Raw genomic sequence first — 25,726 nt, forward strand, 5'->3', positions numbered from 1 at the left:
CGCCCGGGTCAGCCGGCCTGCGGGCGCGCCGGCACCCACGCCTCGATCCCGGCGTCGGCCAGCGCCACCCGAAGGGCCGACCGCAGGGCCCGTGCCACCGCCCACTGGCGGCCCGGCGCCGTCCGCACCGACACCCGCAGCACGAGGCTCTCGGGCCCGAAGGCCTCGAGGCCACTCACCACCGCGGGCGCGACGAGGTCGGGCCCCGTCTCGGTGTCGGCCGCCAGGGCGCCCGCGGCGGCCAGCAGCAGCTCGCCGGCCCGAGCCGGATCGGCGGTCGCGGCCACCTCGACGTCGAGCACCACCTGGGCCCAGCCCTGCGTGCGGTTGCCGACCTTGCGGACGTCGCCGTTGGGGACGTGCCACAGCGTGCCGTCGTCACCCCGCAGCCTCGTCACGCGGAGCTGGACCGCCTCGACCGTGCCCCGCACGTCGCCCAGGTCGACGACGTCTCCCACGCCGTACTGGTCCTCGAGGAGCACGAAGGTGCCGGCGATCACGTCGCGGACCAGGGACTGGGCACCGAAGCCGAGGGCCACCCCGGCGATGCCGACGCCGGCGAGCAGCGCCCCGGCGTTCACCCCGAGCTCGCCGAGGATCACCAGGGTGGCGACGACCCACACCCCGACGGTCACGGCGTTGCGCAACACCGTCCCCAGGGCGTGGGCCCGCTGCCGGGTGCGGGTGGGGACCGCTGCGGGGTGGCCCGGCGCGGATGGCGGCGAGGCCCGCCGCAGGCGCCGGGACGCCCGCCCGACGGGATCGTGGGTGATCCCGGCCACGAAGCGGCCGATGGCCCGGTGCGCCAGCCGGACCACGACCACGGCGACCACCACCGTGAGGGCGATGTGGAGCGGTGCGCCGAGGATCAGGTCGACGGCGCGGGCCCATCCCCGGCTCCCGGTGGCGTCGTAGACCCACTCGCACAGCAGCCCGGGGTCGGCCCCGCACGCCCGGGCCAGGCCGGGGTCGTCGGCCTGCAGCAGCACAAGGGCGAGGGAGCCGGGCACCACCGGCCCGACCGTAGCCAGCGACGGCCCGGACCGGGCGCACGGGCGCGCGACCATCGGCGCCGTGGGAGACGTGGCCCGGCCGCGCGTGGCCGGCGTCGACGGGTGCCGGGGCGGCTGGCTCGTGGCCGAGAGCGGCCCGTCGGGGCGCGGACGGCTCGACGTTCGCGTCGAGCCCGACCTGGGGGAGGTCGCAGCGCGCCTTCGCCGCGGCGAGCTCGCAGCCGTCGGGGTCGACATGCCGATCGGGTTGCCCGAGTCCGGCCCACGACCCGCCGACCTGGCCGCCCGGGCGATCCTCGGCCGCCGGGGCGTCACCGTGTTCCCGGCGCCGCCCCGTGCCGTGCTGGGGTGCACGAGCCACGCCGCCGCCGACCGGCTGGCCCGCGCCCGCACCGGCCGGGGCCTCACCCTGCAGTCGTTCCACCTCCTCCCCAGGATCCGCGAGCTCGACCGCCTGCTCGGTGACGACCCGTCTCTCGACGACCAGCTCGTCGAGGTGCACCCCGAGGTGAGCTTCGCCACCCTCGCCGGCGCGGCGCTGGCGCCGAAGCGCTCGGCCCAGGGCCGTCGCGAGCGCCTGGCACTGGTGGCCGGCGCCTTCCCCGGTCTCGCCGGACGGCCGCCCACCACCCCCCGGGGCGCCCGGCCCGACGACGTCCTCGACGCCCTCGCGGTGCTGTGGTCCGCGCTGCGCTTCCACCGAGGCTCCCACCGGACCCTGGGCGGCCGGCACGACGCCCGGGGGCGGCCCATGCGCATCGTGGTGTGACGCCCGAACCACGCGGCCCCGCCCCGGGCGGCGCGCGAGCACCCGTCAGGGTCGGCTGATCTCGGGCACCCCGGCCGGCGCCTCCCTCCCGAGGAAGCGCTCGACGGCGTCGAGGAACGCGGCCGGCCGCTCCTCGTGCGGGAGGTGGCCGGCCGCGTCGATCACGACGAGCTCGGCCCCCGGGATGGCCGCGGCGAGGCGGCGGCTGCTGTCGGGCGGCACCACCCGGTCGTCGTCGCCGGTGACCACGAGCGTGGGCAGGGCCAGCTCGCCGAGGCGCCCCTCGAGCCCCGGCCCGCCCGCCTCGCGGGTCATCCCCCAGAGCGCCCGGTCCCACCCCGGCACCCGGAGCGGCGCCAGGTAGCCCCGGGCGATCTCCGGGGTGATGCCCGAGGGGTCGTGCCAGGCCCGGTCGGCCAGGGCACCGGGCCGGCGCGCAGCCCTGGCCGCCCCGGCCCGCAACAGCCAGGGCAGCCACCGGCTCGCCAGGGGCAGCCGGGCGACCGCGGCCACGCCGCTCGGGGGGCCGTCGCCACGCAGCACCGCAGCGTCGACGAGCACGAGGGCCCGGATGCCGCCGGGGCGGGCCAGGGCCGCCCCCACGGCCACCGCTCCACCGGCCGAGCTCCCCACGAGGACGGGGTGGTCGAGGCCGAGGGCGTCGATGACCCCGAGGGTGGCCGTCACGGCGCCCTCCGGCCGGTACCAGAAGCGATCGATGGCGTGGGTGGGGTCGGGCCGCTGGGAGCACCCGAACCCCGGACGGTCGAAGGCCACCACCCGGCGGTGCTGCGCCAGCGGCTCGAGCACCGCCCGCCACGTGAACGTGCTGGCGGCGAAGCCGTGCAGCAGCAGGAGGGGCGGCCCACCCCGCCCCGCCTCCTCGACGCGGAGGCGCACGTGGCGCACCTCGACGTCGGAGCGCTGGACGGCCACGACCTCCATGGTGGTCGATCCTGGCCCGGCGTCACGACCCGGCCCGCGCCGAACCCTCGGCGCCCCTCACCGCGTCGCGAAGCCGCGGGGTGATGCCCCGACGGGGGGGTCGGGAGCACGTAGCCTGGTAGGGCTCGGGTGGAGTCGTCGGGGGCGGGTCCGCGCGGGTCCCGTCCGGCGCGACCCCTGCCCGGGCCGGTCCGATGTCGTCCCAGGAGGCTCTCGTGGTGGAGGTGAGCGAGCGGCAACCCCACGCCGGCACCCGCCTCCCCTACCTCCCGGGCCTCGACGGGCTGCGGGCCCTGGCCGTGATCGCGGTGCTGCTCTACCACGCCGACCTGACCTGGATCCCCGGGGGCTTCCTCGGCGTCGAGGTGTTCTTCGTGATCAGCGGCTACCTGATCACGTCCCTGCTGCTCGCCGAGTGGCGCGACACCGGCCGCATCGACCTCGGGCAGTTCTGGCTCCGGCGCGCCCGGCGCCTCCTGCCGGCGCTGTTCCTCGTGCTGGCCGTCACCATCGCCTTCTCGGCGCTGTTCCTCCGCGGGGAGCTGCAGGGCCTCCGGGGCGACGTGCTCGCGGCCCTCACCTACAGCACCAACTGGTACCTCTCGTTCAGCGGGCAGTCGTACTTCGAGGCGTTCGGCCGGCCACCCCTGCTCCAGCACCTCTGGTCGCTGGCGGTGGAAGAGCAGTTCTACCTGCTGTGGCCGCTCCTGTTCACCCTGGGCATGACCCGGCTGGGCCGCCGCCGCGTCTTCCGCCTGGTGCTGGTCGGGGTGGCCGCCTCGACCCTGCTGATGGCGGTGCTCTACAGCCCCGATCGCGACCCGTCACGGGTGTACTACGGGCTCGACACGCGAGCGGCCGGGTTGCTGATCGGCGTGGCCCTGGCGTTCCTCTGGAGCCCCTGGCGCCTGAAGAAGCCGGCGGGGCGAGCCGCGCCGGCCGTCCTCGACGCCATCGGGCTGGCCTCCCTGGCCGGCCTCGTCGCCAGCCTGTTCCTCATCGGCGAGACGAGCACGTTCCTCTACCGGGGCGGCTTCCTGGTGGTGTCGCTGCTCACGGCTGCCCTGATCGCCGTGGCCGTGCACCCGGCCTCGCGCCTCACCGTCACCGTGCTCGGCGTGGCGTTCCTGCGGTGGGTGGGCGTGCGGTCGTACGGCATCTACCTCTGGCACTGGCCGATCTACCAGATCACCCGACCCGAGCTCGACGTGCCCATCAGCGGCGTCCCCCTGCTCGTGTTCCGGCTGGCCCTCACCGCCATCGTCGCGGAGCTCTCGTTCCGCTACGTGGAGATCCCGGTGCGCCAGGGCGCGCTGGGCCGGCGGCTGGCGGCCATCCGCCTGGCCCGCGGCCTCGGCCGCACCCGCCTGGTGGCCCGCACCGCTTGGGCGACCACCGGTGCGGTGGCGGTGGTCGGGCTGCTCGGGCTGGCGCTGGTGCGCGCGCCCGAACCCGGTCTGCCCGACTTCCTCAACGCCGGCGCCAACGGACCCGGCCTCGACCGAGGCAACGCCGACAAGCCGGTCGACGTGTTGGCCTCGGCGACCACCACCACCGTGGCCGCGGTACCGCCGACGACCACGGTGCCCACCAGCGCCCCCGCCGCCGGGCCGGCCGGCGACCCGGCCGCCACGCCCACCGGCCCGGCCCCCACGGCGCCGCCGGCCACCACCCCGCCACCACCACCGGCGCCGGCGACCGTGGCCGTCGGCGACTCGGTGATGCTCGGCGCGGCCACGGCCCTCGGCCAGGCCTTCGGCGGCAACATCATCGTCGATGCGGTGGTGGGCCGGCAGGCCTCCGACGGCGTCGCGGTGCTCCGCGCCCGCCGCGACGCCGGGCAGCTCACCGGCACCGTCGTCGTGCAGCTGGGCAACAACGGCACGTTCAACGACGCCCAGTTCGACGAGATGATGCAGGTGTTGCAGGGCGTGCCCAAGGTGGTCGTGCTGAACGTCCGGGTCACCCGCGGTTGGGAGAGCCAGGTGAACCAAACGGTCGCCGCCGGCGCCAGCCGCTACCCGAACGTCGTGTTCCTCGACTGGTACAACGCCAGCGCCGGGCGCTACGACCTGTTCTGGGACGACGACATCCACCTGCGCCCGGAGGGCGCTGCCTACTACGCGCAGCTGATCCGCCAGTACGTGGGCTGACCGACCCGGCATCTCGGCCGTCTGCGTCGCCTCTGACCAGGATGCGGCGGAGCCCGACGAGGCTGACCGACCCGGCATCGTGGCCGTCTACCCTGGTGGCGTGCCGCTCTACGAGTACCGCTGCCCCACCTGCCACACCACGTTCGAGCTGCGCCGGCCCATGGCCGAGTCGGGTGCGGAGGCGACGTGCCCCGGCGGTCACCGGGGTGCCACCCGGGTCCTGTCGGTGTTCGCGGCCGTGGGAGCCACCGCGTCGGCGTCGGCGGCGGCGGCGTCGTCGGCCCCGGCCGCGCCCTGCGGCGGCGCCTGCTCCTGCTACCCGGGCTGAGCTCCATCCGCGCCGGTCACCGACGGGCAGCGCCCGTGCGCAGCACCCGTCCGAGGGGGACACCATGACGACACCGGTCCACCAGCTCGACCTGCCCACCATCGACCTGGCTTCGGCCACTCGCGACGAGGCCAGGGCCAGGCTCGACGAGGTGCGGTCGAGCCACTGGCTGGCCCGAACCCCGCTCGGCTACTCGGTCACCCGCTACGACGACGTGATCGCGGTGCTCCGCGACAAGCGGTGGCACCAGCTGGCCCGCCTGCTCCCGCAGCTCTCGGGCATCACCGACGAGCGGTTCCTGTCCCGCAACCGCACCTCGATCCTCACCGCCGAGGGCGACGAGCACACCCGCCTGCGCCGCCTGGTGGCACCCGCGTTCTCGCCGCGGTCCGCCGACCGGCTGCGGCCGTTCATGCGCGAGGTGGTGGCCGGCCTGGTGGATCCGCTGGCCCCCGAGGGCCGGTGCGAGCTGGTGGCCGACGTCTGCGAGCCCTACCCCATCCCGATCATCTGCGAGCTGCTCGGCGCCCCCAAGCAGGACTGGAAGCTCTTCAGCCGCTGGGCCACCGACATCCTGCGCGTGTTCAACGCCAACCTGGCCGAGGACCTGCCGCTGATCGTGCAGGCCCGCGACGAGATCGACGCCTACGTCACCGAGCTCATCGAGGAGCGCCGCTCCCGGCCGGCCGACGACCTGCTCACCGATCTGATCGCGGCCGAGGAGGCCGGCGACCGGCTGTCGCACGAGGAGCTGGTGATCATGGTGGAGGCCGTGATCATCGGCGGCACCGACACCACCCGGAACCAGCTGGCCTGCTCCGTCGCCCTGTTCGCCGAGCACCCCGACCAGTGGGCCCTGCTGGGCGAGCGCCCCGACCTGGCGCCCCGCGCGGTGGAGGAGACGATGCGCTGCCTGGGCGCCGTGCGGGGCACGGGCCGCTACGCCTCGGAGGACATCGAGTACCGCGACGTGCTGTTCCCCACGGGCACGCTGGTTTTCCCCAGCCTGGTGAGCGCCAACCACGACCCCGAGGCGTGGGACCAGCCCACGCGGTTCGACATCACCCGTGAGCCCTCGACCCAGCCCCAGCTCACGTTCGGCAGCGGCATCCACTACTGCCTGGGCGCCTGGCTGGCCCGCGCCGAGCTCCAGGAGGCGCTGCCGCTGCTGGCCCGGCGCATGCCCGGGCTGGCCCTCGACGGCCCCGTCAGGTGGAAGCCGGCCACCGCCGGGATCTGGGGCCCGGAGCACCTCCCCCTGCGCTTCGACCCCGGCCACTGATCGTCGCCCGGACTCCGCGGCCGCACCCACGTCCCACGTCTCGAACGCGCCCACGACACCCCACGCGCCCCCACCGCCACCCGAACCCCACGTCCCACGTCTCGAACGCGCCCACGACACCCCACGCGCCCCCAGCGCCACCCGAACCCCACGTCCCACGTCTCGAACGCGCCCACGACACCCCACGCGCCCCCACCGCCACCCGAACCCCACGTCCCACGTCTCGAACGCGCCCACGACACCCCACGCGCCCCCACCGCCACCCGAACCGGGGGTGGGTGCCGGCCCGGCGACCGGCGATCAGGGGGCGAAGCGGGTGGTGAGCACCCGGCCGACGCGCTCGCCCGCAGACGGGGCCAGGTCGGCCACCACGAAGGCCCGCTGGAGCCAGCGGTCGGTGCCGTCGAACCGGGCCGCGAACGGGCTCCGCCCGTGGACGGCCACGGCGTTGTCGACCACCAGCAGGTCGCCGGCAGCGAGCGTGACCGACACGTGCTGGCGGCCGATCACGGCCCGCAGCTCCTGCAGCGCGTCCTCGGCCTCCTGGTCGATGCCCACCATGAGATCGGCGTCGAACACGAACGTGGGCCGGTCCTCGCTGCCCGACAGCACCGGCATGGGCCGGCCCAGGCGGTCGGAGCGCCGGCCGGTGAACGACTCGTCGACCCCGGTGCGGAACCTCGGCTCGCGCAGCACCTGCTGCACCCCGAGAGGCAGGTGATCGAGGACCTCCGACACCGAGCACAGCGTTGTGGCCGCGGCCGGGTCGCCGCGCAGGCAGATCAGCAACAGGTAGCGAGGGCGATGCCGGTGGAAGGCGGTCTCGGTGTGGAACTCGAGCTCCACGCCCGACGACGTGGAGGTCTGGCGGTCGACGTCGCTGGCGGTCGGCAGCAGGTTCTGCACGACATCGCCGCCGTGCTCGGGCTCGTAGCCGACCGGCTGGCCCAGACGGCGGCCCACGGTGAGCAGCGAGAGCTCGCTGACGTGGTCCTTGCCGGTGGACGCCGTCGGGCTGGGGGGCGTGGGAGGCACGTCGCCCACGGGCATGCCCGTCAGGAGCAGCGCGCCCGCAGGCTCGCCCCGGTCGACGAAGCCGACGAGGGCGTCGTGCACCTCGGGCGGGAGGAGTCGGGCGGCCCGAGCGGCGGCGGCCATGAACTCGGGCGCGGCCACGGCGACGTCGGCCGGCGGCAGGAGCGCCAGCAGCGAGGTGTCGCCGTGCGCGTCGACCACCGGGACGGGAGCGTGGTGCCGGGCCGGGTCCGGGCGGTGCGCGCGCACGACATCGGGGGCGGCCGGGTGGGGGTGGCCGGTGAGGGCCCACGACAGCACGGCGGCGTTGTCGGCGGCGGCGATCCAGCGGTTCGTGAGCAGCCGTACGCCGCCCAGCACCACCAGCGTGCCGGCGCCGACCGGCACGACCAGCGCGACGGCCCGGCCCTCCACCTCGGCCAGGGCTCGGCCGGTGCCGCCGGCCAGCGCGACCAGATCGTCGCCGGCCAGCCGCAGCCCGTCGAGCTCGGGCAGCACGACACGAGCCGTCACCGACGGGTCGAACACCAGGGGGTCGTCGGCTGCGGGGAGCGCCACCGGCCGGGCGCCGGGCGCGGCCAGGGGCCACAACCCGAGCCGGTGCCCCGCCCACGGCGCCGCCGGCGGGGCCACTGCCAGGACAGCCCGGCCGCCGGCCCGCAGGTGGCGCACCAGCTCGTCGGACGGGGAGCCGGGCAGCTCGGCGCCGGTGAGGACCACCAGCGGGACAGCACCCGGCTGCAGTCTCTCGGGGAGGGCGTCGACGGCGATCACGGTGCCGGGCGCCACCGCGTCGACCAGGGCCACGAGACCCGAGTGGGTGGGGTGGGCCGACGGGGCGGTGGCGGGAAGGTGCGGGTGCAGGGTCGTCATGGCTGGCTCCACGGGCGGCGCGGGACGGGTCCGGCGGCAACGCTGCCAGGATCATTCTGGCACGTCCGTGCCGAGTGTGGCCGCCCTCTGACATGTTCGTTCCAGGACGTCTTCGCTAGGGTTCGCACCGTGCTGCCGCCGCCCCCCGCCGCGTCGTTCGCCAGCGACAACGCCTCGGGGGTGCACCCGGACGTCCTCGCCGCCCTGGTGGCAGCCAACCACGGATCGGCCGTGGCCTACGGCGACGACCCGTGGACCCGGCGCGCGTCGGCCCGGTTCGCCGAGCTGTTCGGTCGAGAGGTGGCAGTGCTGCTCTGCTGGGGCGGCACCGGTGCCAACGTGGTCGGGCTGCAGTGCCTGCTCGCGCCCTACGAGGCGGTGATCTGCCCGGAGACGGCCCACATCAACGTGGACGAGTGCGGCGCCCCCGAGCGCTTCACGGGCGCCAAGCTCATCGCTCTCCCCACCCCCGACGGGAAGCTCCGTCCCGAGCAGGTGACCGCCCAGATCCACGCCCTCGGCGACGAGCACCACGTGCAGCCCAAGGTCGTGTCGATCACCCAGTCGACCGAGCTGGGCACCCTCTACCGGCCCGACGAGGTGGCCGCGCTGGCGGCCGAGGCCCATCGTCACGGGATGCTGGTGCACCTCGACGGAGCGCGCCTCGCCAACGCGGCCGCCGCCCTGGGGGGTGACGTCCGGTCGTTCACCACCGAGGCCGGGGTCGACGCCCTGAGCTTCGGCGGCACCAAGGACGGGATGATGTACGGCGAGGCGGTGGTGTTCCTCCGGCCCGAGCTCGGAGACGCCGGCCGGTTCGTGCGCAAGCAGGCTGGCCAGCTGCCGTCGAAGATGCGCTTCGTCGCCGCCCAGTTCGAGGCCCTGCTCACCGACGACCTGTGGCTCCGCAACGGGGCGCACGCCAACGCCATGGCCGCACGCCTCGCCGGCCGACTCGACGTCGCCGGCGTCCCCCTCAGCCGGCGCCCGGAGGTGAACAGCGTGTTCGCGGTCCTACCGCCGGCCGCGATCCCCGAGCTGCAGGCGTGGTCGTTCTTCTACGTGTGGGACCAGCCGGCGTCGGAGGTGCGGTTCATGACCGCCTTCGACACCACCGAGGACGACGTGGATCGCTTCGCCGCCGGCGTGGCCGCGGTGGTGGCCCGGCACGGCTGAGCGGGGTCAGCCCGCCGGCGCGGACGGGACCGAGGTCGCGGCGGCCAGCGGGGTCGTGGTGGTGGGGTCGAGCAGGTCGGAGGGGATCGAGATGCTCGTCGTCGGGCCGGCCGCGCCGGTGTCGCCGGACCCGTCCCCCGACCCGTCGCCCGACCCGGACCCCGACCCGGACCCGTCCCCCGAGCCGTCGGGCGCCGTCGTCGACGAGCCGCCGTCGTCCGGTGCCGTCGTCGACGTGCCACCTCCGCTGCCAGTGCCGTCGCCCTCGCTCGTGGTGGTGGTAGTGGTGCGCCCGCCAGCCTCGGACGAGCCCGACGAGCCCGACGAGCCCGACGAGCCCGACGAACCGGACCAGCCGGTCGACCCGGAGCCCGACGGCAGGCCGCCCTCGCCGCCGGGGGACACCCGGACCCGCTGAGGCCGGCTCGGGTCGGCCTGCTCGCTGATCGACCACCGGCCGTCGAGCAGCTCGAAGACGACGGCTGCGAGCAGCTCGGCGCCAGCCTCCGTGAAGTGGACACCGTCGGTGTTGCGCACCCGCACCACGTCGCCGTCGACCCCGGCCAGGTGATCGGCGTAGCCGCCCTCGGGCGCGCTGAACACCTCGTAGGCGTCGACGTAGGTCACCCCGGGATGGCGAGCCGCCTCTCGGGCCGCCACCTCGTTCACCTGCTCGGCCTTGGCCGACAGGTCCTGGTCCCTCAGCGTGGGGGCACCGACCCACAGCACCGGGCGGACCCCGCCGTTGGAGAGCAGGTCCATCATCCCGCCGACCTCGTCGGCGTAGTCGTCGAGCCAGGCCTCGGCGGCCGCGCCGTCGGGCACCACCACGGCGTCGTTCGTGCCGATCACGAACACGACCGCTTCGGGATCGACCCTGGCGACCTGCTGGGCTGCTCGACGCTCCCAGTCGACGACGTCGTCGTCGGCCAGGCCGCTCGACACGTGCGAGTCGTAGGTGGGCGCCACCACCCCGGTGGTCGCCGTCTGCGGCCCGAGCACCATGCCGAGGGCACCGGCCAGCGAGTCGCCGCCGACCCAGAGCCGCAGCGGGGCGGCCGGCGTGAGGGGCCGAGCGGGCGGCAGCTCGTCGCCATCTGCGCCGCCCAGCGCGCCGAGCGGCACCTCGACCACGGGGCCGTCGGGCGTCGAGGCCCGCACCGGAGGCGCCGCCGCGGCCGCCGCCGGCGCGGCCGCCTCCTGGTCGGACAGCACGCCCAGGCCGGCCGCGGCCGCGGCGATCACCACCACCAGCACGAGCGCGAGGACGATCCGGCGCCGGTGGCGGCGGCGGCTCTGCCGGCGCTCTCGGCGCCCGCCCTCGGGGTGCTCCTCGTGGCTCATGGGACGGCCAGACGGTAGTGGCTCACCCTGCCGATCCGGACCGCGGGCACCGGCCGCCGGCGCCGGGCCCGGCGCCGCTCAACCGTCGAAGAGGGCGCCGGTCTCGCGCCACGCCGCCTCTACCCGGTCGAGCGACCCCGTGGCGGTTGCTCGGAGCCGCTCGGCCACCGCGGCCACGAGGGCACCGAGCAGCGCCAGCGCACCCACGTAGCTGTCGAAGGGACCGGCGCCCTCGGCCACGACGTCGAAGTGGAGGTCGGTGCTGCGCCCGAGGGGTGACAGGGGGCTGTCGCTCAGCGCCACCACGCTCGCGCCCTCGCCGATCAGCAGCGCCACCGCATCGACCAGCCAGCGGTCGTAGCGACCGAGGTCGACGGCCAGCACGACCGGCCCGGGCCCCACCCCGGCCAGCAGGCGGGCCACAGCCACCGGATCGCCCCCGACCTGGATCACCTCCGAGCGCAGCATCGACAGCTCGGTCGACACCTGGGTGCCGACGCCCCGAGAGGCGTCACCGGCCAGCACCAGCAGCGGCCGGTCGAGGTCGGCGAGCAGCCCCACGGCCCGGTCGAAGCGGTGGCGGTCGACCGCGTCGAGCGTGCCCTGCACGTTGTCGAGCTCGGTGGCGAGGGCGCGGCCGAGCACGTCGCCGGCGGCGGGCAGCCGGATCCGCTCGGTGGCCGGGCGGAGGCGGCTTGCCAGCTCGGCCTGCACCTGCTCCTGGAGCGCTCGGAACCCGTCGAAGCCGAGCCTGGCCGCCAGTCGCACCACCGACGAGCCGCTGGTCGTCGCCCGCTCGGCCACCTGGGCGACGGTGCCGAAGGCCACCAGCTGGGGGTGGCGCAGGACGACCTCGGCCACCCGGCGCTCGGCGGGCGTGCAGCGATCGAGCCGCTCGCGGATCAGCCCGCCGACGTCCATCGGAGCCATGTTGGCACCACCCGCCCGCACCGGAGGGGGTGGGACGGCCCCGCCCGCTCAGCCGTGGTCGGCCAGCCAGGCGTCGGACTGCGAGGCGACCAGGGCCAGCAGATCGCCCATCGCCAGCTGCACGTCGACCATGTGGAGCCCCCACCACGGGCCGAGGTCGCCGACGACGTCGTCGGCTCGAGGGTCGGTGGGATCGGACTGCACCGTGATCTCGAGGTAGGAGAAGCCGTTGCGCTCCACGCACTCGCCGGTCACCAGGCCGGGCAGGGCCACGTAGGGGGTGGTCGGCTCGGTCACGTCGGCGGCACCGGGCGCGAAGGCCAGCCCCGGTCGGGCCGAGAAGACCGGGTCGAGCGGGCTGGCCCCGCCGGCCAGCGCAGCCGGGTTCGTGCACAGCGCCTGCCCCGAGCCGTCGCTCCAGGGCCTGCCGAACCGGCTGTCGGGGGGCGGGGGCGACGTGGAGCGGAACGATGCGTACGACACCACGCACCCGGTCTGGTCGGCCGACCGGCACGCGGGCACCTCGGCGAAGTCGCCGCCGACGTCGCCGCCCTCGGGCACCCGCACGCCCGAACCCAGCAGGTAGGCGGCGATCAGGAGATCACGCTGGGCCGGCGACGGGTCGACCTCCTCGCGGATCAGCCGGTTCAGGTGACCCGAGCCCTGGGAGTGGCCGAGGAGCACCACGCCCCGCCCGCCGTTGTCGTCGGCCAGGTACTGCTTCCACGCGTCGAGCACGTCGGCGTAGGCGACGTCCCACGCCTCGGGAGGGCCTGACAGGGTCGACTGCCGGTACAGGGGGGCGAACACCCGGCACGAGCGGCTGAACGGCGCGATCTGGCTCCGGGCCACCTGCGTCTCCGCCGCGTAGTCGCCGTCGAACGGCTCGTTGGCAGTGGGCCGCCCGACGTTCACCGTGGGGTACACGTAGAAGCAGTCGACGGGCGGGTCGGCCGCCGGCGCCCCCGGCACGACCTCGGTCGCGCCGCCGGCGCGCACCACCGTGGTGCTGAGGTCGCCCCGGCACGGGTCGGAGGCGAGATCGGGGCGGCAGAGCCAGCGCGCCGGATCGGCGTACACGTCGCTGCGGTAGCCGGCACCGGGCCCCTCGGTCACGGCCGTGGCCGTGGTCGCCGGCGAGGGTTCGGCGCCCGCCGACCCGCCCGTGTCGGACCGCCCCGAGCACGCAGCCAGCACCAGCAGGGCGGCGGCCAGCGCAGGCCAGCGGGCGGCACGCCCGATCACGGGAGCAGCTCCAGGGCGCGCGGCGGCTCCAGGACCGCCGTGGCGCCCCGCGACGAGGGTGCCGGTGGAGCCCACCCCGCGCCGGCGGCTACACCCCAGCGGGCACCCGCCGGGGCCGCAGGGGGAGCGCCGCCCGCTCCATCTCGGCCGCCTCCAGGGCAGCGTCGCTCAGCCGGGACAGGTCGAACGGAGCCTTCACCACGAGCTCGGTGTTGCGGTCTTCCGGGGCGCCGTACAGCGGCTCGCCGGGGATGTACCAGAGGTTGGCGGCCAGCTCCCGGCTGATCGACGCCAGCCGGCCCGTGCCGTAGCCCGACCCACCCGTCGACGGGTCGGCGGCCTGGTTGGTCGTGATCGTGAACACCGACAGCGTGCCGTCGCCGTTGTCGACCAGATCGAGCAGGCGGCCCTGCTGGGGCCAGTCGATGCAGCTCGGCGTGTTGATCTCCCAGAACCCCGCACCGGGGTCGCGCGGGCTCGGGTGCGGCAGGATGGTGTTGGCGTGGGTGTGGCCGTTCACCCACATCACCACGTTCGGGAACCGCAGCAGCAGGGCCACCAGCTCGTCGCCGGTGTGGAGCACCAGCGGCGGACCGAGCGGGTCCTGGGCCAGGTTGTCCATGGTCCAGCTGGTGTGGTGGCTGAACACGATCACGAGCTTGTCGGCCACCGCCTGGGTGACCAGCTGGCCGGTCGGGTCGTAGTAGCGCGACGACACCGCCCGCAGCTGGGCCTCGAGCCACTGCCACTGGACCTCGGGGATGGACCCGTCGGCACCCGAGGTGTGGTTGTTGGTGTCGAGCCCGATCAGGCGGATCGCCGGGCCGGCGTCGTGCGCCCACCACGACGTGCCCTGCTCCAGGTTGGCCGGGGTGAACCCGTGCCCCACCGGCCCCGGCACGTCGGGCGAGGCGAGGAGCATCGAGATGGTCTCCTGGGTGGAGAACTGCCTCCGTCGCACGTCGGGTGCCACCCCCCGGATGCCGGGCCCGGGCTGCATCCTCGGCCACACCGCCTCGAGCGCCTGGGGCGTGGACGGGCTGGGCTCGAACATCGGGAGGATCAGCTCGGAGGCCAGGGGCACCACCTCGGTGAACTTGTTGCCACCGAGGGCCAGGGGGTCGAGCCAGTCGGGCTCGGCGTAGAGCACCCCGATGAACACCGAGTCGTGGTTGCCCGACACCGCGTACCACGGGGTGCGCAGCCCGGGGCTGGCGAAGGGGTACGCGGCCGCGCCGAGCAGACCCGGGTGGGCCGGGTAGCCGTAGCCCTGCCCGAAGATGTCGCCGGACGGGTCGTCGGGATGCCAGGCGTACGTGCACTCCGGGTAGGCCTGGACCGACTGGTACTGGTCGAACAGCCCCGAGTTGGCGACGACGGGGGCGCCGTCGAGCACGTCGATGAGCCAGCGCAGCTCGAGCGAGTTGCGGGTGTCGGTGAGGTCGCCGGTGACCGCTGTGAACGCGCAAGGCGCCCCCGTCACGGGGCTCGTGGGCACCGCGTTGAGGGCCCGGACCATCTGCTCGAGCACCTGCGTGGTGAGGGGCTCCTGCGGCCGGCAGGAGTTGCTCACGAGGCCCCCGAGGAAGCCCACGAGGTACACCAGCTCCTCGGCCCGGGCCGGGCTCTGGGTGTCGATGATGTGGGTGTCGGACATCTGCCCGAAGTACAGCAGCGAGCGCCGGGCCCGGGCCCGGCCGGCGCCGGGGCCCACGCCCAGGTCGGTGCGCACCAGGAACGGCTCGCCGGCCGCGGCCCGCAGGCCGCTGTAGAGCGCCGTCGGGTCGGCCTTCGCGATGGTGGCGGCCAGGGTGGTGCGGGCATCCAGCGGGCCGCCGGAGCCACCGTCGGCCTCGCGGCGCGGACCCCGGCCCCGCACCGGCGCCTGAAGCGGTGCCAGGGCGTCGGCGACGGCGGTGGGAGCGAGCCCGAACGCCCCTCCGAGCAGTGCGGACCGCTGCAGGAACTGGCGACGAGACAGACCGGACATGGCCGTCAGTCTTGCAGGTGAGCGGCGTGCGTCACGTCACCGCTCTGCACCACCGCCCGCCTCACGGCGGGGGAATCACAGGTCGAGGCCGCGCCGCTCCACCTGCTCGCCCAGGGCCACCAGGTGACCGTCGGGGTCGCGCACCACCAGGTCGCGCATCCCCCACGGGTGGTCGGTGAGCGGCGCAACGATCTCGACGCCCTCGGCCCCGCAGCGGGCGGCCAGGGCCTCGACGCCCACCACGTCGACGTAGCAGGCGGCGATCCCGGCGACGGCGGGCTCAGCCGCCTCGGCGAGGGCCAGCAGGGGCCGATCCACGCCGACGAGCGCGAACGTGGGCGGCTCACCCGTGGTGACGAGGGCACGCCACCCCAGCACCTGCTGGTAGAAGGCGATCGACCGGCCGAGGTCACGAACCTCGAGGGACGGCCGGCTGCTCAGGAACTCGATCCGGTCGAGGGTCACCGTGCCTCCTTGGTCGGGCCGCCGCCAACCGTACGCCGGTCTCCATCGCGCCGGCAGCGCCGGACCCCGCCCGCCGTCTCCATCGCGCCGACGACGTCCCAGGCGCACCCCACGCGACGCACATCGGTGCCGCCCGGTCCCCATCGCGCCGAAGACGTCCCAGGCGCACCCGGCGCGACGCACATCGGTGACACCCGGTCCCCATCGCTCGCGCCGGCACCGGCGCACCCCGCCCGCCGTCTCCATCGCGCCGACGACGTCCCAGGCGCACCCGACGCGACGCGCATCGGTGCCGCCCGGTCCCCATCGCGCCGACGACGTCCCAGGCGCACCCGACGCGACGGTGGGCAAGCGGCCGGGTTGGGGAACGAGACGAGGGCCTGGCAGCATCGGTGGCGCACCCACCCCCGCGGAGGACCCCGATGAACCGACGAGCAGCCACCCTCGGCGCCGCCACCGCGCTGGCCCTCGCCCTCGGGCTCGCCGCGTGCGGGGACGACAACACCCTCGCGTCGGCGCAGCCCGCGCCGACGGCGACCAGCGTCGCCGCCGGGGCTGGCGCCGCCGATCCTGCCGCGTCGGCCACCGTGGTCGGGGCCGACGAGGCAGCGGCCGCCATCGCCGCCGGTGAGGTCGTCGTGGTCGACGTCCGCAGCCCCGAGGAGTTCGCCGCCGGTCACGTCGAGGACGCCCTCAACGTCGACGTCGAGGCCGACGGGTTCGTCGAGCGAGCCGACGAGGTCCTCGACGGGGGCGACACCGTCCTCGTGTACTGCCGTTCGGGACGGCGGTCGGCCATCGCGGCGCAACAGCTGGCGGCGGCCGGCTGGACCGTCCTCGACGCCGGCGCCCTCACCGATCTGGCTGCCGCCGGCGTGCCGGTCACCGGCGCGGTGGGCTGACGCCGGCACCCGCCCGCCGCGGGGAGCCCCCCGCCGCGGGGAACCCCCGCCGCGGGGAACCCCCCTCGCGGGGAACCCGGCCCGGCCACCCATCGGGTCGGAACCGGCGCCGGGCTGCGATGATCCGGGCGTGGACGACCTCGCAGACCGCCCGCTGCCCGCCTGGTTCGACGACGCCAAGCTCGGGATCTTCGTGCACTGGACCGCAGCGGCCGTCCCGGCCTTCGCGCCGGTGGGACCCTCGCCGTTCGACCTGGCCGAGTCGCGCGGATGGGAGGAGGCCTTCGCCCGATCGCCCTACGTCGAGTGGTACCAGAACTCCCTGGCCATCGAGGGCAGCCCGGTGTGGGAGCACCATCGGGCGGTCTACGGCGACCTCCCCTACGAGGCCTTCGTGCGCACCTTCCAGGCCGGTCACGCCGGCTGGCGACCTGACCTGTGGGCCGACCTGTTCGCCCGGGCGGGCGCCCGCTACGTGGTGCTCGTGACCAAGCACCACGACGGGTTCTGCCTGTGGCCGACGCGCACGCCCAACCCGCGCCGGGCCGACTGGTGCGCCCGGCGCGACCTGGTGGGCGAGCTGGCCGCCGAGGTGCGGGCACGCGGCATGCGGTTCGGCACGTACTACTCGGGAGGGCTCGACTGGACCTTCGGCGGCCCGCCCATCGACAGCTTCCCGGCCATGATCCGCGCCATCCCGCAGAGCGACGAGTACCGCGCCTACGCCGACGCCCACTGGCGCGAGCTCGTCGAGCGCTACGAGCCGGCGCTGTTGTGGAACGACATCGGCTACCCGGCTTCGGCCGACCTCCCCGCGCTCTTCCGCGATTACCTGGCGCGCGTGCCCGACGGGGTGATCAACAACCGGTTCGACTTCGTCCGCCAGAGCTCGGGCGACCTGCACGCCGACTTCGTGACGCCCGAGTACTCCACCGAGGCGCCCCCGGCGGGTCGCAAGTGGGAGGCGTGCCGGGGCATCGGGACGTCGTTCGGCTTCAACCGCCAGGAGGGCGACGCCGACCACCTGCCTGCGGCCGAGCTGGTCCGGCTGTTCGCCGACGTCGTCGGCCGGGGCGGCAACCTCCTGCTGAACGTCGGCCCCACCGGCGCGGGCGCGGTGCCGTGGCTGCAGGCCCAGCGCCTGCTCGCGCTGGGCCAGTGGCTGCACGTCAACGGCCAAGCCGCGTACGGCACCCGGCCGTGGGCCACTCCCGCAGGCCGGACCGCCGACGGCCTCGACGTGCGCTACACGGTGGGCGACGGGGGCCTGCACGCGATGGTGCTGGGCGTGCCGACCGCGGCCGAGGTGGTGCTGGAGGGCCTGGGCGTCGCCGCCCACGCCGAGGTGCGCCTGCTCGGCCGCTCCGACACGCTCCCGTGGGAGCAGCTCGACCGGGGCCTGCTGGTCCGCCTCCCGGAGGTGCCCGACGAGCAGCCCGCATGGGCCCTGCGGATCACCCCCGTGCCGGTGAGCTGACCGGGGGCTACGGCACGCCGCCGTCGAGGCGGAGCACGGCTCCCGTGCAGAAGCTGGAGGCCGCGGTGGCGAAGTACAGCGCCGCCCCCACCACCTCTTCGGGGTGCCCGCCTCGCCCGAGGGCGAAGGCCTGGCGGGCGTGGCTCTCGAAGGCACGGATGTCCCACGCCTTCGAGATGTCGGTGAGGAACGGCCCGGCGGCGATGGCGTTCACCCGAACGGTCGGCCCGTAGGCGTGGGCGAAGGCGACGGTGAGGGCGTTCAGCCCGGCCTTGGCCGCCGCGTAGGGCGCCTCGTGCGCGCCCGGCCGCAGCGAGGCGATGCTGGAGATGTTGATGATCGAGCCCCCGTCCCCGGCGGCCATGCGCGAGCCGACCAGGGCCATGAGACGGAACGGGCCCTTGAGGTTGACGTCGAGGACCTTGTCGTACAGCTCCTCGCTCACCTCGGGGAGCGACCGGTAGAGCGGCGACATGCCGGCGTTGTTCACGAGCACGTCGACCCGGCCGAACCGGTCGTAGGCCGTGTCGACCAACCGGTCGAGGTCGGCCCACCGGCCCACGTGGCAGGCGAGCGGGAGCGCCGAGCGGCCGAGGGCGGCGACATCGCCGGCCACGGTCTCGCACCTGTCCAGCTTCCGGCTGGCGATCACCACGTCGGCGCCGGCCCCCGCGAAGGCCAGCGCGATCTCCCGGCCGAGGCCGCGGCTGCCCCCGGTGATCAGCGCGACCCGCCCCGAGAGGTCGAACAGCTCCTGCACGCCTCGCATGTGCGCCTCGACCGTGTCAGATCACCCGGACGGACTTGGCTTCCTCGCCCTTGCGGCCCGGACCGACCTCGACGTCGACCCGCTGCCCCTCCTCGAGCGAGCGGTACCCGGTGCCCTCGATGGCCGAGAAGTGGACGAAGACGTCGTCGCCCCCGTCGTCCCGGGTGATGAACCCGTACCCCTTCTCGGCGTTGAACCACTTCACGATGCCAGTTGCCAAGGGATCGCTCCTCGCCGTGTGTCGCCCCCGGGTGCCCCTGCGGTGCTGGCGAGCGGGCACCGGGAGATGCCAGAGGGTACCGAGCCGGGGCGGGCGGCGCGGCCCGGCCTACGAGCGCCGCCCGTTGAGACGGGCGTACATCTTCTTCTGCGCCCGGTACAGCCCGGGGAACTCGGCGTAGAGGTCGTCGTAGACGGCGCGGTTCGCGGGGTCGGGCGCGAAGGTGGCGTCCACCGGCACCAGTGCCCGCACGTCGTCCAGCCGGATGGCGCCGAGCGAGACGCCGGCGAGGAGCCCCGCCCCTCGGAGGCTCCCGGTGAGCGGGTCGGCCACCCGCTCGACCCTCCGCCCGAGCACGTCGGCGTGGATGCGACACCACAGGTCGGAGCGGGCGCCGCCGCCCAGGAACCGCAGCGGGTCGGCGGGCCGCTTCAGGAACCGCTCGACCGCTCCCAGCATCCAGCGGGCATTGAGGGCGACGCCCTCCAGCACGGCGCGCACCAGATCGGCACGCGTCGTCGAGAGGGAGAGGTTGTGGAAGCTGCCCCGCAGGGTGCGGTCGTCGACCGGGCAGCGCTCACCGGCGAGCCACGGGGCGAACAGCACGCCCCCGCTGCCGGGCGCGACCCGCTCCGCCAGGGCGTCGAGCTCGCCCAGAGGCGGCTCCCCCGAGCCGGGGGTGAGGCCGTCGTCGGCGCCGATCACGCCGTGCTGCAGCCACTCGAGGCATAGGCCGGCCGTCTCGTGGTTGTTGGCGATCACCCACCGGCCGGGCACCGCGGCCGGCACCGACGCGATCTGGCGCACGGGGTCGGTGCGCTTGAACGGCACGTGGCAGCCGATCCACGACGTGGTGCTGATGGAGAGGTGGGCCTCGTAGTCGCGCACCGCCCCGGAGCCGAAGGTGGCGGTGTGGAGGTCGGGGACCCCGGCGACCACGCGCACGCCCGGCGGCAGGCCGAGGTCGGCAGCCACCTCGGGCAGCACGGTGCCGACCACCGACGCCGTCGGCACGAGCGGCGGCAGCCGGTCGGCGTCGCGCGTCGACAGCCGGACCAGCTCGGGGTCGTACGAGGGCGTGCCGCCGGCTCGGTTGTCGGTGAGCCAGGACAGCACCATGGTGGCGGGCGACGCCACGGCCCGGCCGGTGAACCGCAGCCCGAGGAAGTCGATCGGCTCGAGCAGCAGCGCCGCGGCGGCGTAGACGTCGGGGCGCTCGTTGCGGAGGTAGAGGGCGTGGCCGAGTGGGTCCTTGCCGAGGGGCGACGGCACACCACCGGTCTTGCGCACGAAGGCCCAGAGCTTCCGCGGGTCGTACCCGCTCACCGGCCCCCCGACCACGGCCGACGAGTAGCGCTCGCCCCGCCCGTCCATCCAGAGGAGGCACTCACCGACGACGGCGCCCGAGCGGTCGACCGGCACCGTGCTCCCCCACTGCCCGGTGCAGCACACGGCCTCCACCTGGTCGGCCGGCACGAGCCCCGACCCCAGGGCGCGGCGCGCCGACGAGCTCACGGCGTGCCACCAGCGGTCGGGGTCCTGCACCGCGCCCCCGTCGGGGAGGTGGCGGGTCTCGATGCGGGTGTGCTCCTGCCAGGCCAGCTCGCCGGCCATCGACACCAGGCCCACCTTCGGGCCGCCGGTGCCCAGGTCGACGCAGAGGACGTGGCGCTGCTGGGGCGGGCGGGAGCCCGCCGTCACGGAGCGACCTCGTAGAACGCGTCGATGGCCCCGGCGAGGAGGTCGTTCACCAGTGCGTTGCCCTCGGGGGTGCCCGACAGGCCGTACAGCGCACCCGACTTCGGCTCGGGTCGAGGAGGGTTGCGGGCGTACTCGACGGCGTCGGCCAGGTCGGCCAGGAAGGCGTCGACCACGCCGGGTGCGGTGTTGGGCCTGGTCACGCAGAAGTGCAGGGCCGGCGGCAGCTGCAGCCCGTTGAGGCGCCAGCCCAGCTCGGCCAGGCGGTCGTTCACGTGGAAGATGTCGACCTCGTCCGACGTGAAGGCCACGAGGAACGTCGGGTCGCCCATCACCCGGAGCCCGGGGATGGCCTCGATGCCGGCCCGCAGCGCGGCCCCGGTGCCGAAGACGTCGGCCGCGATGCCCAGGTAGCCCTCCTCGCCCAGGGTGACCATGGCCGCCCAGGTGGCGGCGATCAGCCCACCGGAGCGGCTCCCCGAGAGGCCGGGCGAGAGGTAGATGCCACCCGGCCAGTCCGGGTACGTGAAGTACTGGTAGCGGCGGAGCTGCTTGTTCCGGTAGAGCAGGACCGAGGTGCCCTTGAGCGCGTAGCCGTACTTGTGCGTGTCGGCCGAGATCGACGTCACGCCCGGCACCCGGAAGTCGAACGGCGGGATGGGGTAGCCCAGCCGCTGGCCCCACGGCAGGATGAACCCGCCCAGGCAGCCGTCGACGTGCAGACCGAGGTCGTGCCGCACGGCCAGCTCGGAGAGGGCCTCGATGGGGTCGACCAGACCGTACGGGTAGCTGCCGGCCGAGCCCACGAGGGCCACGGTGTCGGGGCCGACGTGGTCGGCGACCCAGTCGACGTCGACGACGTAGCCGTCGGTGACGGGCGCGTGCAGCACGCGCATGCCGAAGTAGTGCGCGGCCTTGTCGAGGGCCACGTGGGCGGTCACGGGCATGATCACCTCGGGCGCCGTGATCCCCTTCACGTCGCGGCCCCACTCCCGGTACACGAGCATCGGGTTGATGAGGCTCTCGGTGCCGCCCGAGGTGAGCACCCCGCACACCTCCTCACCCGGATGGTGGTCGCCGACCGCCTCCCCGTGGAGCATCGCCGCCGTCATGGCGACGATCTCGCCCTCGAGCTTGGTGGAGCTCGGGTACATGTCGCGCTGCAGCACGTTGGCGTGGGCGAAGCGGCCGAACGCCTCGGTGAGGAAGCCGTACCACTCGTGGTCGCCGTGGTAGATCGAGCCCGACACCCGGCCCTCGTCGCCCTTGCGGTCCTCCTCGGCGGCCATGGCCGCCAGCTCGTCGAGCACCCGCGCGGGCGGCTCGCCCCGCTCGGGCAGGCGGTGGTGCGACTCGAAGCGTCGGCGGTACGGGTAGAGCGCGTCGAGGAAGCGCGACGTGTCGTCGCCCGCCCCGGCGCCCCCGTCAGCGGTGCCCTGCTCGTCGGCCACGGCCCCTCCCTGCTCGTCCGGCGACGGCCGTCACTCTAGGAACACGGCGCGCCGGGCGGCGTGCCGGCGCCGCCCCGAGGGTCGGCTCAGGCCGCGGCGTAGCGATCGCGGTTGGTCTTGCCGGCCCCGAAGTACGAGCTCAGGTCGAGGAGGAACCCGAACAGCACGAACAGCCAGCCGATGCCGCCGACCCCGCCGATGGGGGCGTACGCGAGCACGTAGAAGAACGTCGTGTACGGGAGGAAGACCAGCCCGGCAAGGGGCAGGAGCCACCCGTCGAAGGCGATGCTCACCCGATCGGTGAACAGCCACGTGATCGCCAGGGCCAGGCGAGGGAACGCCGACCCCAGCAGCACGACCAAGCAACCGCAGCCCATCGTCGCCCCCCGGTCCGATCCGGGCCCAGCGTGGCACACCTGGCGGCCTGGCGTGCCCACCCTGCGAGCCACCAGACTCGTCGGGCGATGTCGATCGACCCCGTCACCGACACCACCTGGCTCGCGCCCGACGACCTCGAGCTCGTGCGGGGCCGGGTGCCCATGGTCTACGTCGACGCCGTGCCCGTGCGCCTCGACATGGCCGGGCGGCTCACGCACGTGGGGCTCCTGCTGCGGGTGCGGCCCGACGGGACCGTCAGCCGGGCCGTGGTGAGCGGGCGGGTGCTCTACGGCGAGACGGTCCGCGAGGCGCTGCTGCGCCACCTGGCCAAGGATCTGGGGCCCGCGGCCTGGCCGAGCGTGCCGCCTCAGCCGTCGCCGTTCACCGTGGCCGAGTACTTCCCGGACCCGGGGGTGACCGGCTTCCACGACCCGCGCCAGCACGCCGTGAGCCTGGCCTTCGTCGTCCCCGTGAGCGGTGAGTGCGCCCCGGCCGGCGACGCGCTCGACTTCGTGTGGGTGACCCCCGACGAGGCCGTGAGCGAGGCGGTGCGGGAGGAGATGACCGGCGGCCAGGACCGCCTCGTCCGGCTCGCCCTCGCGTTCGCCGGTTGCCTTCCCTGAGCGCCTAACCTCCCGCCAGCCATCGCCGCAGGGGGGACACCGTGGCCGGGATCGAGCTCGAGGTCGCACCGCAGGAGGTGGGGGTCGACCCCCACCGGCTCGAGCGGGTGAGGTCGCGCCTCGGCCGCTACGTCGACGACGGCCTGCTGCCCGGCTGGCTCGTGGTGGCGGCACGGGGCGGCCGCGTGTTCCACCTCGACACCTACGGCCACCGCGACGTCGAGGCGGGCCTCCCTGTCGAGACCGACACCGTGTTCCGCATCTACTCCATGACGAAGCCGATCACCTCGGTGGCCGCCATGATGCTGTGGGAGGAGGGCGCCTTCGAGCTGAAGGACCCCGTGCGCCGGTACCTCCCCGCCTTCGCCGACACCAGGGTGTTCCGGGCCGGTTCGGCCGTGAGCCCGGTGACCGAGCCGCAGACCGAGCAGCTCGCGGTGTGGCACCTGCTCACGCACACGTCAGGGCTCACGTACGGCTTCATGCAGGCCCACCCCGTCGACGCCCTGTACCGCCAGGCCGGCTTCGAGTGGGGCACGCCGCCCGGTGCCGACCTGGCCGAGGTCTGCGACCGCTGGGCCGCCATGCCGCTCCTCTTCCAGCCGGGAACGGAGTGGAACTACTCGGTGTCCACCGACGTGCTGGGCCGGCTCGTCGAGGTGCTCTCCGGCATGCCCCTCGACCGCTTCTTCGCCGAGCGGATCTTCGGGCCGCTGGGCATGACCGACACCGGGTTCTCCGTGCCCGAGGCCGACCACGAGAGGCTCGCCGCCCTCTACGTGCCCACGCCCGGCAGCAGGCGGGCCGTCCGCACGGACGCCATGGGCGCGGCCGCCCTCACCCGTCCTCACTGCTTCAGCGGCGGGGGCGGCCTGGTGTCCACGGCCGCCGACTACCACCGCTTCACCCGGTTCCTGCTCCAGCGGGGCGAGCTCGACGGGGTGCGGCTGCTGGCGCCACGCACCGTCGACTACATGGCGTCGAACCACCTCCCGGGCGGCGTCGACCTCACGGCGTTCGGGCGGCCGCTGTTCGCGGAGACGGCGTTCGACGGGGTGGGGTTCGGCCTCGGCTTCTCGGTCACGCTCGACCCGGTGAAGGCCAAGGTGCCGGGCAGCGTGGGCGACTACTCGTGGGGCGGCGCGGCCAGCACGTTCTTCTGGGTCGACCCGCACGAGGAGCTGACGGTGGTGTTCCTCACCCAGCTGCTGCCCTCGAGCACCCACCCGCTGCGCTCGCAGCTCAAGCAGCTCGTGCACCAGGCGCTCACCGGCTGACGTCGCGGGTCAGTCCCCCTCCGAGTGGGTGACGGGAGCCTCGCCCATCCACTCGCGCAGCGTGTTCTTCAGCTTGATCTGCTGGATGAAGACGTCGTGCTCGGGCGGCAGGCCGTCCAGCGGCTGCGGCGACTTGAAGTAGAAGCTCAGCCACTCCTGCACGCCCGACTGGCCGGCCCGGGCCGCAAGGTCGCTGAACAGGGCGAGGTCGAGCACCAGGGGGGCGGCCAGGATCGAGTCGCGGCAGAGGAAGTTGACCTTGATCTGCATGGGGTAGCCCATCCACCCGACGATGTCGATGTTGTCCCACCCCTCCTTGTTGTCACCGCGGGGCGGGTAGTAGTTGATCCGCACCACGTGGTCGATCTCGCCGTACAGCTCCGGGTAGACCTCCGGCTGCAGGATCGTGTCGAGCACGCCCAGCTTGGAGACCTCCTTGGTCTTGAAGTTCTCGGGGTCGTCGAGCACCTCGCCGTCGCGGTTGCCGAGGATGTTCGTGGAGTACCAGCCCCGCAGCCCGAGCATCCGTGCCTTCAGCCCGGGGGCGATCATCGTCTTCATGAAGGTCTGGCCGGTCTTGAAGTCCTTGCCGCAGATCGGCACCTGGCGCTCGGCCGCCAGCTGGAGCATGCAGGGGAGGTCGACCGACAGGTTCGGCGCGCCGTTGGCGAAGGGCACGCCGGCGACCAGCGCGGCGTAGGCGTAGATCTGCGACGGCGAGATGTTCTCGTCGTCGGCCTTGAGGCCGGCCTCGAAGGCGGCCGCCGTGGCGTGGACCGCCGAGGGCTCCTGGTACGCCTCGGTCGACCCGCACCACACCATCACCAGCCGGTCGCAGCCCTGTTCGACGCGGAACCGCTCGATGTCGGCCATCAGCGCCTGCGCCAGGTCCCACTTGGTGGCCGCCGTCTTCACCCGCCGCCCGTCGAGCTTCTTCACCCAGCGCCGGTCGAACACCGCGTCCCAGGCAACGACGCCCTCGAGCTCGGCGGACACGGGCGCCAGGTCGCGCTCGTCGAGCACGCCGGCGGTGCGAGCCGCTTCCAGGGCGTTGGGCGAGATCGGGTCCCAGCCGCCGAACACGAGGTCGTCGAGCGACGCCAGCGGCACGAAGTCGCGGATCAGGGGGTTGCGGCCCTCGCTGCGCTCGCCGAGCCGGATGTGGGCCAGCTGCGACAGCGAGCCCACGGGCACGGACAGGCCCTGGCGCGCCGAGACGACGCCGGCGATGAAGGTGGAGGCCACCGCGCCCAGGCCGGGCGTCAGCACGCCCAGGCGGCCGGTGGCGGGCGCGATCGTTCGGGGAGCAGCCATGGGACGAGGATAAGCGTTTCCGCGCTCGGTTGTCTGATGGTTCAGCAACACTGAACAGTAGGCTGCGAC

At 74.6% G+C, this 25,726-nt stretch carries 22 protein-coding genes and 1 pseudogene; 9 read left to right on the forward strand and 14 right to left on the reverse strand.

Features of this window, described 5'->3' with window-relative positions:
• Positions 1-8 precede the first annotated feature (8 nt).
• The gene (locus tag IPM45_07300; protein MBK9179374.1) at positions 9-1,013 is read right to left on the reverse strand and encodes a mechanosensitive ion channel family protein; all 1,005 of its coding nucleotides are present in this window, start codon (positions 1,011-1,013) and stop codon (positions 9-11) included.
• A gap of 61 nt (positions 1,014-1,074) precedes the next feature.
• On the opposite strand from IPM45_07300, the gene IPM45_07305 reads away from it, so the two are divergent.
• A complete protein-coding gene (locus IPM45_07305) occupies positions 1,075-1,782 on the forward strand; it encodes a DUF429 domain-containing protein (GenBank protein MBK9179375.1) in 708 nt (235 codons plus the stop codon).
• 45 nt (positions 1,783-1,827) lie between these two features.
• On the opposite strand, the gene IPM45_07310 is transcribed toward IPM45_07305, so the two are convergent.
• Positions 1,828-2,727, reverse strand: coding sequence for an alpha/beta hydrolase (locus IPM45_07310; protein MBK9179376.1), 900 nt, complete (start codon positions 2,725-2,727; stop codon positions 1,828-1,830).
• Between the two features lie 224 nt (positions 2,728-2,951).
• Between IPM45_07310 and IPM45_07315 the strand changes: the two genes are divergently transcribed.
• From IPM45_07315 to IPM45_07325, 3 genes are all read left to right on the forward strand, one after another.
• A complete protein-coding gene (locus IPM45_07315) occupies positions 2,952-4,880 on the forward strand; it encodes an acyltransferase (GenBank protein ID MBK9179377.1) in 1,929 nt (642 codons plus the stop codon).
• A gap of 100 nt (positions 4,881-4,980) precedes the next feature.
• Positions 4,981-5,208, forward strand: coding sequence for a zinc ribbon domain-containing protein (locus IPM45_07320; GenBank protein MBK9179378.1), 228 nt, complete (start codon positions 4,981-4,983; stop codon positions 5,206-5,208).
• Positions 5,209-5,272: 64 nt separating this feature from the next.
• A complete protein-coding gene (locus IPM45_07325) occupies positions 5,273-6,490 on the forward strand; it encodes a cytochrome P450 (GenBank protein MBK9179379.1) in 1,218 nt (405 codons plus the stop codon).
• A gap of 300 nt (positions 6,491-6,790) precedes the next feature.
• Here IPM45_07325 and IPM45_07330 read toward each other — a convergent pair whose 3' ends face one another.
• A complete protein-coding gene (locus tag IPM45_07330; protein MBK9179380.1) occupies positions 6,791-8,398 on the reverse strand; it encodes a TauD/TfdA family dioxygenase in 1,608 nt (535 codons plus the stop codon).
• A gap of 129 nt (positions 8,399-8,527) precedes the next feature.
• Here IPM45_07330 and IPM45_07335 point away from each other — a divergent pair, with 129 nt between their 5' ends.
• Entirely contained in the window at positions 8,528-9,574 is a 1,047-nt protein-coding gene (locus IPM45_07335) for an aminotransferase class V-fold PLP-dependent enzyme (GenBank protein MBK9179381.1), read from the forward strand.
• Between the two features lie 6 nt (positions 9,575-9,580).
• Here the strand turns inward: IPM45_07335 and IPM45_07340 are convergent, their stop codons facing one another.
• The 5 genes from IPM45_07340 to IPM45_07360 all read right to left on the reverse strand — a co-directional run bounded on the left by IPM45_07340 (position 9,581) and on the right by IPM45_07360 (position 15,548).
• A complete protein-coding gene (locus tag IPM45_07340; protein ID MBK9179382.1) occupies positions 9,581-10,918 on the reverse strand; it encodes a DUF459 domain-containing protein in 1,338 nt (445 codons plus the stop codon).
• Between the two features lie 78 nt (positions 10,919-10,996).
• The gene (locus tag IPM45_07345; GenBank protein ID MBK9179383.1) at positions 10,997-11,839 is read right to left on the reverse strand and encodes a MurR/RpiR family transcriptional regulator; all 843 of its coding nucleotides are present in this window, start codon (positions 11,837-11,839) and stop codon (positions 10,997-10,999) included.
• Positions 11,840-11,896: 57 nt separating this feature from the next.
• Positions 11,897-13,093 carry a DUF3089 domain-containing protein gene (locus IPM45_07350; GenBank protein MBK9179384.1) on the reverse strand — a complete coding sequence of 399 codons (1,197 nt, stop codon included), beginning with the start codon at positions 13,091-13,093 and terminating at the stop codon, positions 11,897-11,899.
• A gap of 88 nt (positions 13,094-13,181) precedes the next feature.
• A complete protein-coding gene (locus tag IPM45_07355; GenBank protein ID MBK9179385.1) occupies positions 13,182-15,083 on the reverse strand; it encodes a TIGR03767 family metallophosphoesterase in 1,902 nt (633 codons plus the stop codon).
• Between the two features lie 75 nt (positions 15,084-15,158).
• Entirely contained in the window at positions 15,159-15,548 is a 390-nt protein-coding gene (locus IPM45_07360) for a VOC family protein (protein ID MBK9179386.1), read from the reverse strand.
• Between the two features lie 422 nt (positions 15,549-15,970).
• Here IPM45_07360 and IPM45_07365 point away from each other — a divergent pair, with 422 nt between their 5' ends.
• Positions 15,971-16,450, forward strand: coding sequence for a rhodanese-like domain-containing protein (locus IPM45_07365; protein MBK9179387.1), 480 nt, complete (start codon positions 15,971-15,973; stop codon positions 16,448-16,450).
• 130 nt (positions 16,451-16,580) lie between these two features.
• The gene (locus IPM45_07370; GenBank protein ID MBK9179388.1) at positions 16,581-17,927 is read left to right on the forward strand and encodes an alpha-L-fucosidase; all 1,347 of its coding nucleotides are present in this window, start codon (positions 16,581-16,583) and stop codon (positions 17,925-17,927) included.
• 7 nt (positions 17,928-17,934) lie between these two features.
• On the opposite strand, the gene IPM45_07375 is transcribed toward IPM45_07370, so the two are convergent.
• The 5 genes and pseudogenes from IPM45_07375 to IPM45_07395 form a co-directional block, all read right to left on the reverse strand.
• On the reverse strand, positions 17,935-18,696 hold the full coding sequence (locus IPM45_07375) for a glucose 1-dehydrogenase (GenBank protein ID MBK9179389.1): 762 nt from the start codon (positions 18,694-18,696) through the stop codon (positions 17,935-17,937).
• Between the two features lie 16 nt (positions 18,697-18,712).
• The gene (locus tag IPM45_07380) at positions 18,713-18,916 is read right to left on the reverse strand and encodes a cold-shock protein (protein MBK9179390.1); all 204 of its coding nucleotides are present in this window, start codon (positions 18,914-18,916) and stop codon (positions 18,713-18,715) included.
• A gap of 108 nt (positions 18,917-19,024) precedes the next feature.
• Positions 19,025-20,587 (reverse strand): annotated as a pseudogene (locus IPM45_07385) (FGGY-family carbohydrate kinase).
• A 26-nt stretch (positions 20,588-20,613) separates the two neighbouring features.
• On the reverse strand, positions 20,614-21,903 hold the full coding sequence (locus IPM45_07390; GenBank protein MBK9179391.1) for an aspartate aminotransferase family protein: 1,290 nt from the start codon (positions 21,901-21,903) through the stop codon (positions 20,614-20,616).
• A gap of 248 nt (positions 21,904-22,151) precedes the next feature.
• A complete protein-coding gene (locus tag IPM45_07395) occupies positions 22,152-22,427 on the reverse strand; it encodes a hypothetical protein (GenBank protein ID MBK9179392.1) in 276 nt (91 codons plus the stop codon).
• A 102-nt stretch (positions 22,428-22,529) separates the two neighbouring features.
• Between IPM45_07395 and IPM45_07400 the strand changes: the two genes are divergently transcribed.
• Together IPM45_07400 and IPM45_07405 are read left to right on the forward strand one after the other, a co-directional pair.
• Positions 22,530-23,066, forward strand: coding sequence for an NUDIX hydrolase family protein (locus IPM45_07400; protein MBK9179393.1), 537 nt, complete (start codon positions 22,530-22,532; stop codon positions 23,064-23,066).
• Between the two features lie 41 nt (positions 23,067-23,107).
• Positions 23,108-24,343: a beta-lactamase family protein gene (locus IPM45_07405; GenBank protein MBK9179394.1), complete on the forward strand. Its 1,236-nt coding sequence runs from the start codon at positions 23,108-23,110 to the stop codon at positions 24,341-24,343.
• A gap of 9 nt (positions 24,344-24,352) precedes the next feature.
• Here the strand turns inward: IPM45_07405 and IPM45_07410 are convergent, their stop codons facing one another.
• Positions 24,353-25,657, reverse strand: coding sequence for an inositol-3-phosphate synthase (locus tag IPM45_07410; protein MBK9179395.1), 1,305 nt, complete (start codon positions 25,655-25,657; stop codon positions 24,353-24,355).
• Positions 25,658-25,726: the final 69 nt, after the last annotated feature.

Source organism: Acidimicrobiales bacterium, assembly GCA_016716005.1.
Lineage (GTDB): Bacteria > Actinomycetota > Acidimicrobiia > Acidimicrobiales > JADJXE01 > JADJXE01.

Coding starts and splice junctions, on each gene's coding strand:
- IPM45_07310 (MBK9179376.1), bottom strand. CDS start 2,727: ATGGAGGTCGTGGCCGTCCAGCGCTCCGACGTCGAGGTGCGCCACGTG.
- IPM45_07325 (MBK9179379.1), top strand. CDS start 5,273: ATGACGACACCGGTCCACCAGCTCGACCTGCCCACCATCGACCTGGCT.
- IPM45_07330 (MBK9179380.1), bottom strand. CDS start 8,398: ATGACGACCCTGCACCCGCACCTTCCCGCCACCGCCCCGTCGGCCCAC.
- IPM45_07340 (MBK9179382.1), bottom strand. CDS start 10,918: ATGAGCCACGAGGAGCACCCCGAGGGCGGGCGCCGAGAGCGCCGGCAG.
- IPM45_07345 (MBK9179383.1), bottom strand. CDS start 11,839: ATGGACGTCGGCGGGCTGATCCGCGAGCGGCTCGATCGCTGCACGCCC.
- IPM45_07355 (MBK9179385.1), bottom strand. CDS start 15,083: ATGTCCGGTCTGTCTCGTCGCCAGTTCCTGCAGCGGTCCGCACTGCTC.
- IPM45_07365 (MBK9179387.1), top strand. CDS start 15,971: ATGAACCGACGAGCAGCCACCCTCGGCGCCGCCACCGCGCTGGCCCTC.
- IPM45_07375 (MBK9179389.1), bottom strand. CDS start 18,696: ATGCGAGGCGTGCAGGAGCTGTTCGACCTCTCGGGGCGGGTCGCGCTG.
- IPM45_07390 (MBK9179391.1), bottom strand. CDS start 21,903: ATGGCCGCCGAGGAGGACCGCAAGGGCGACGAGGGCCGGGTGTCGGGC.
- IPM45_07400 (MBK9179393.1), top strand. CDS start 22,530: ATGTCGATCGACCCCGTCACCGACACCACCTGGCTCGCGCCCGACGAC.
- IPM45_07410 (MBK9179395.1), bottom strand. CDS start 25,657: ATGGCTGCTCCCCGAACGATCGCGCCCGCCACCGGCCGCCTGGGCGTG.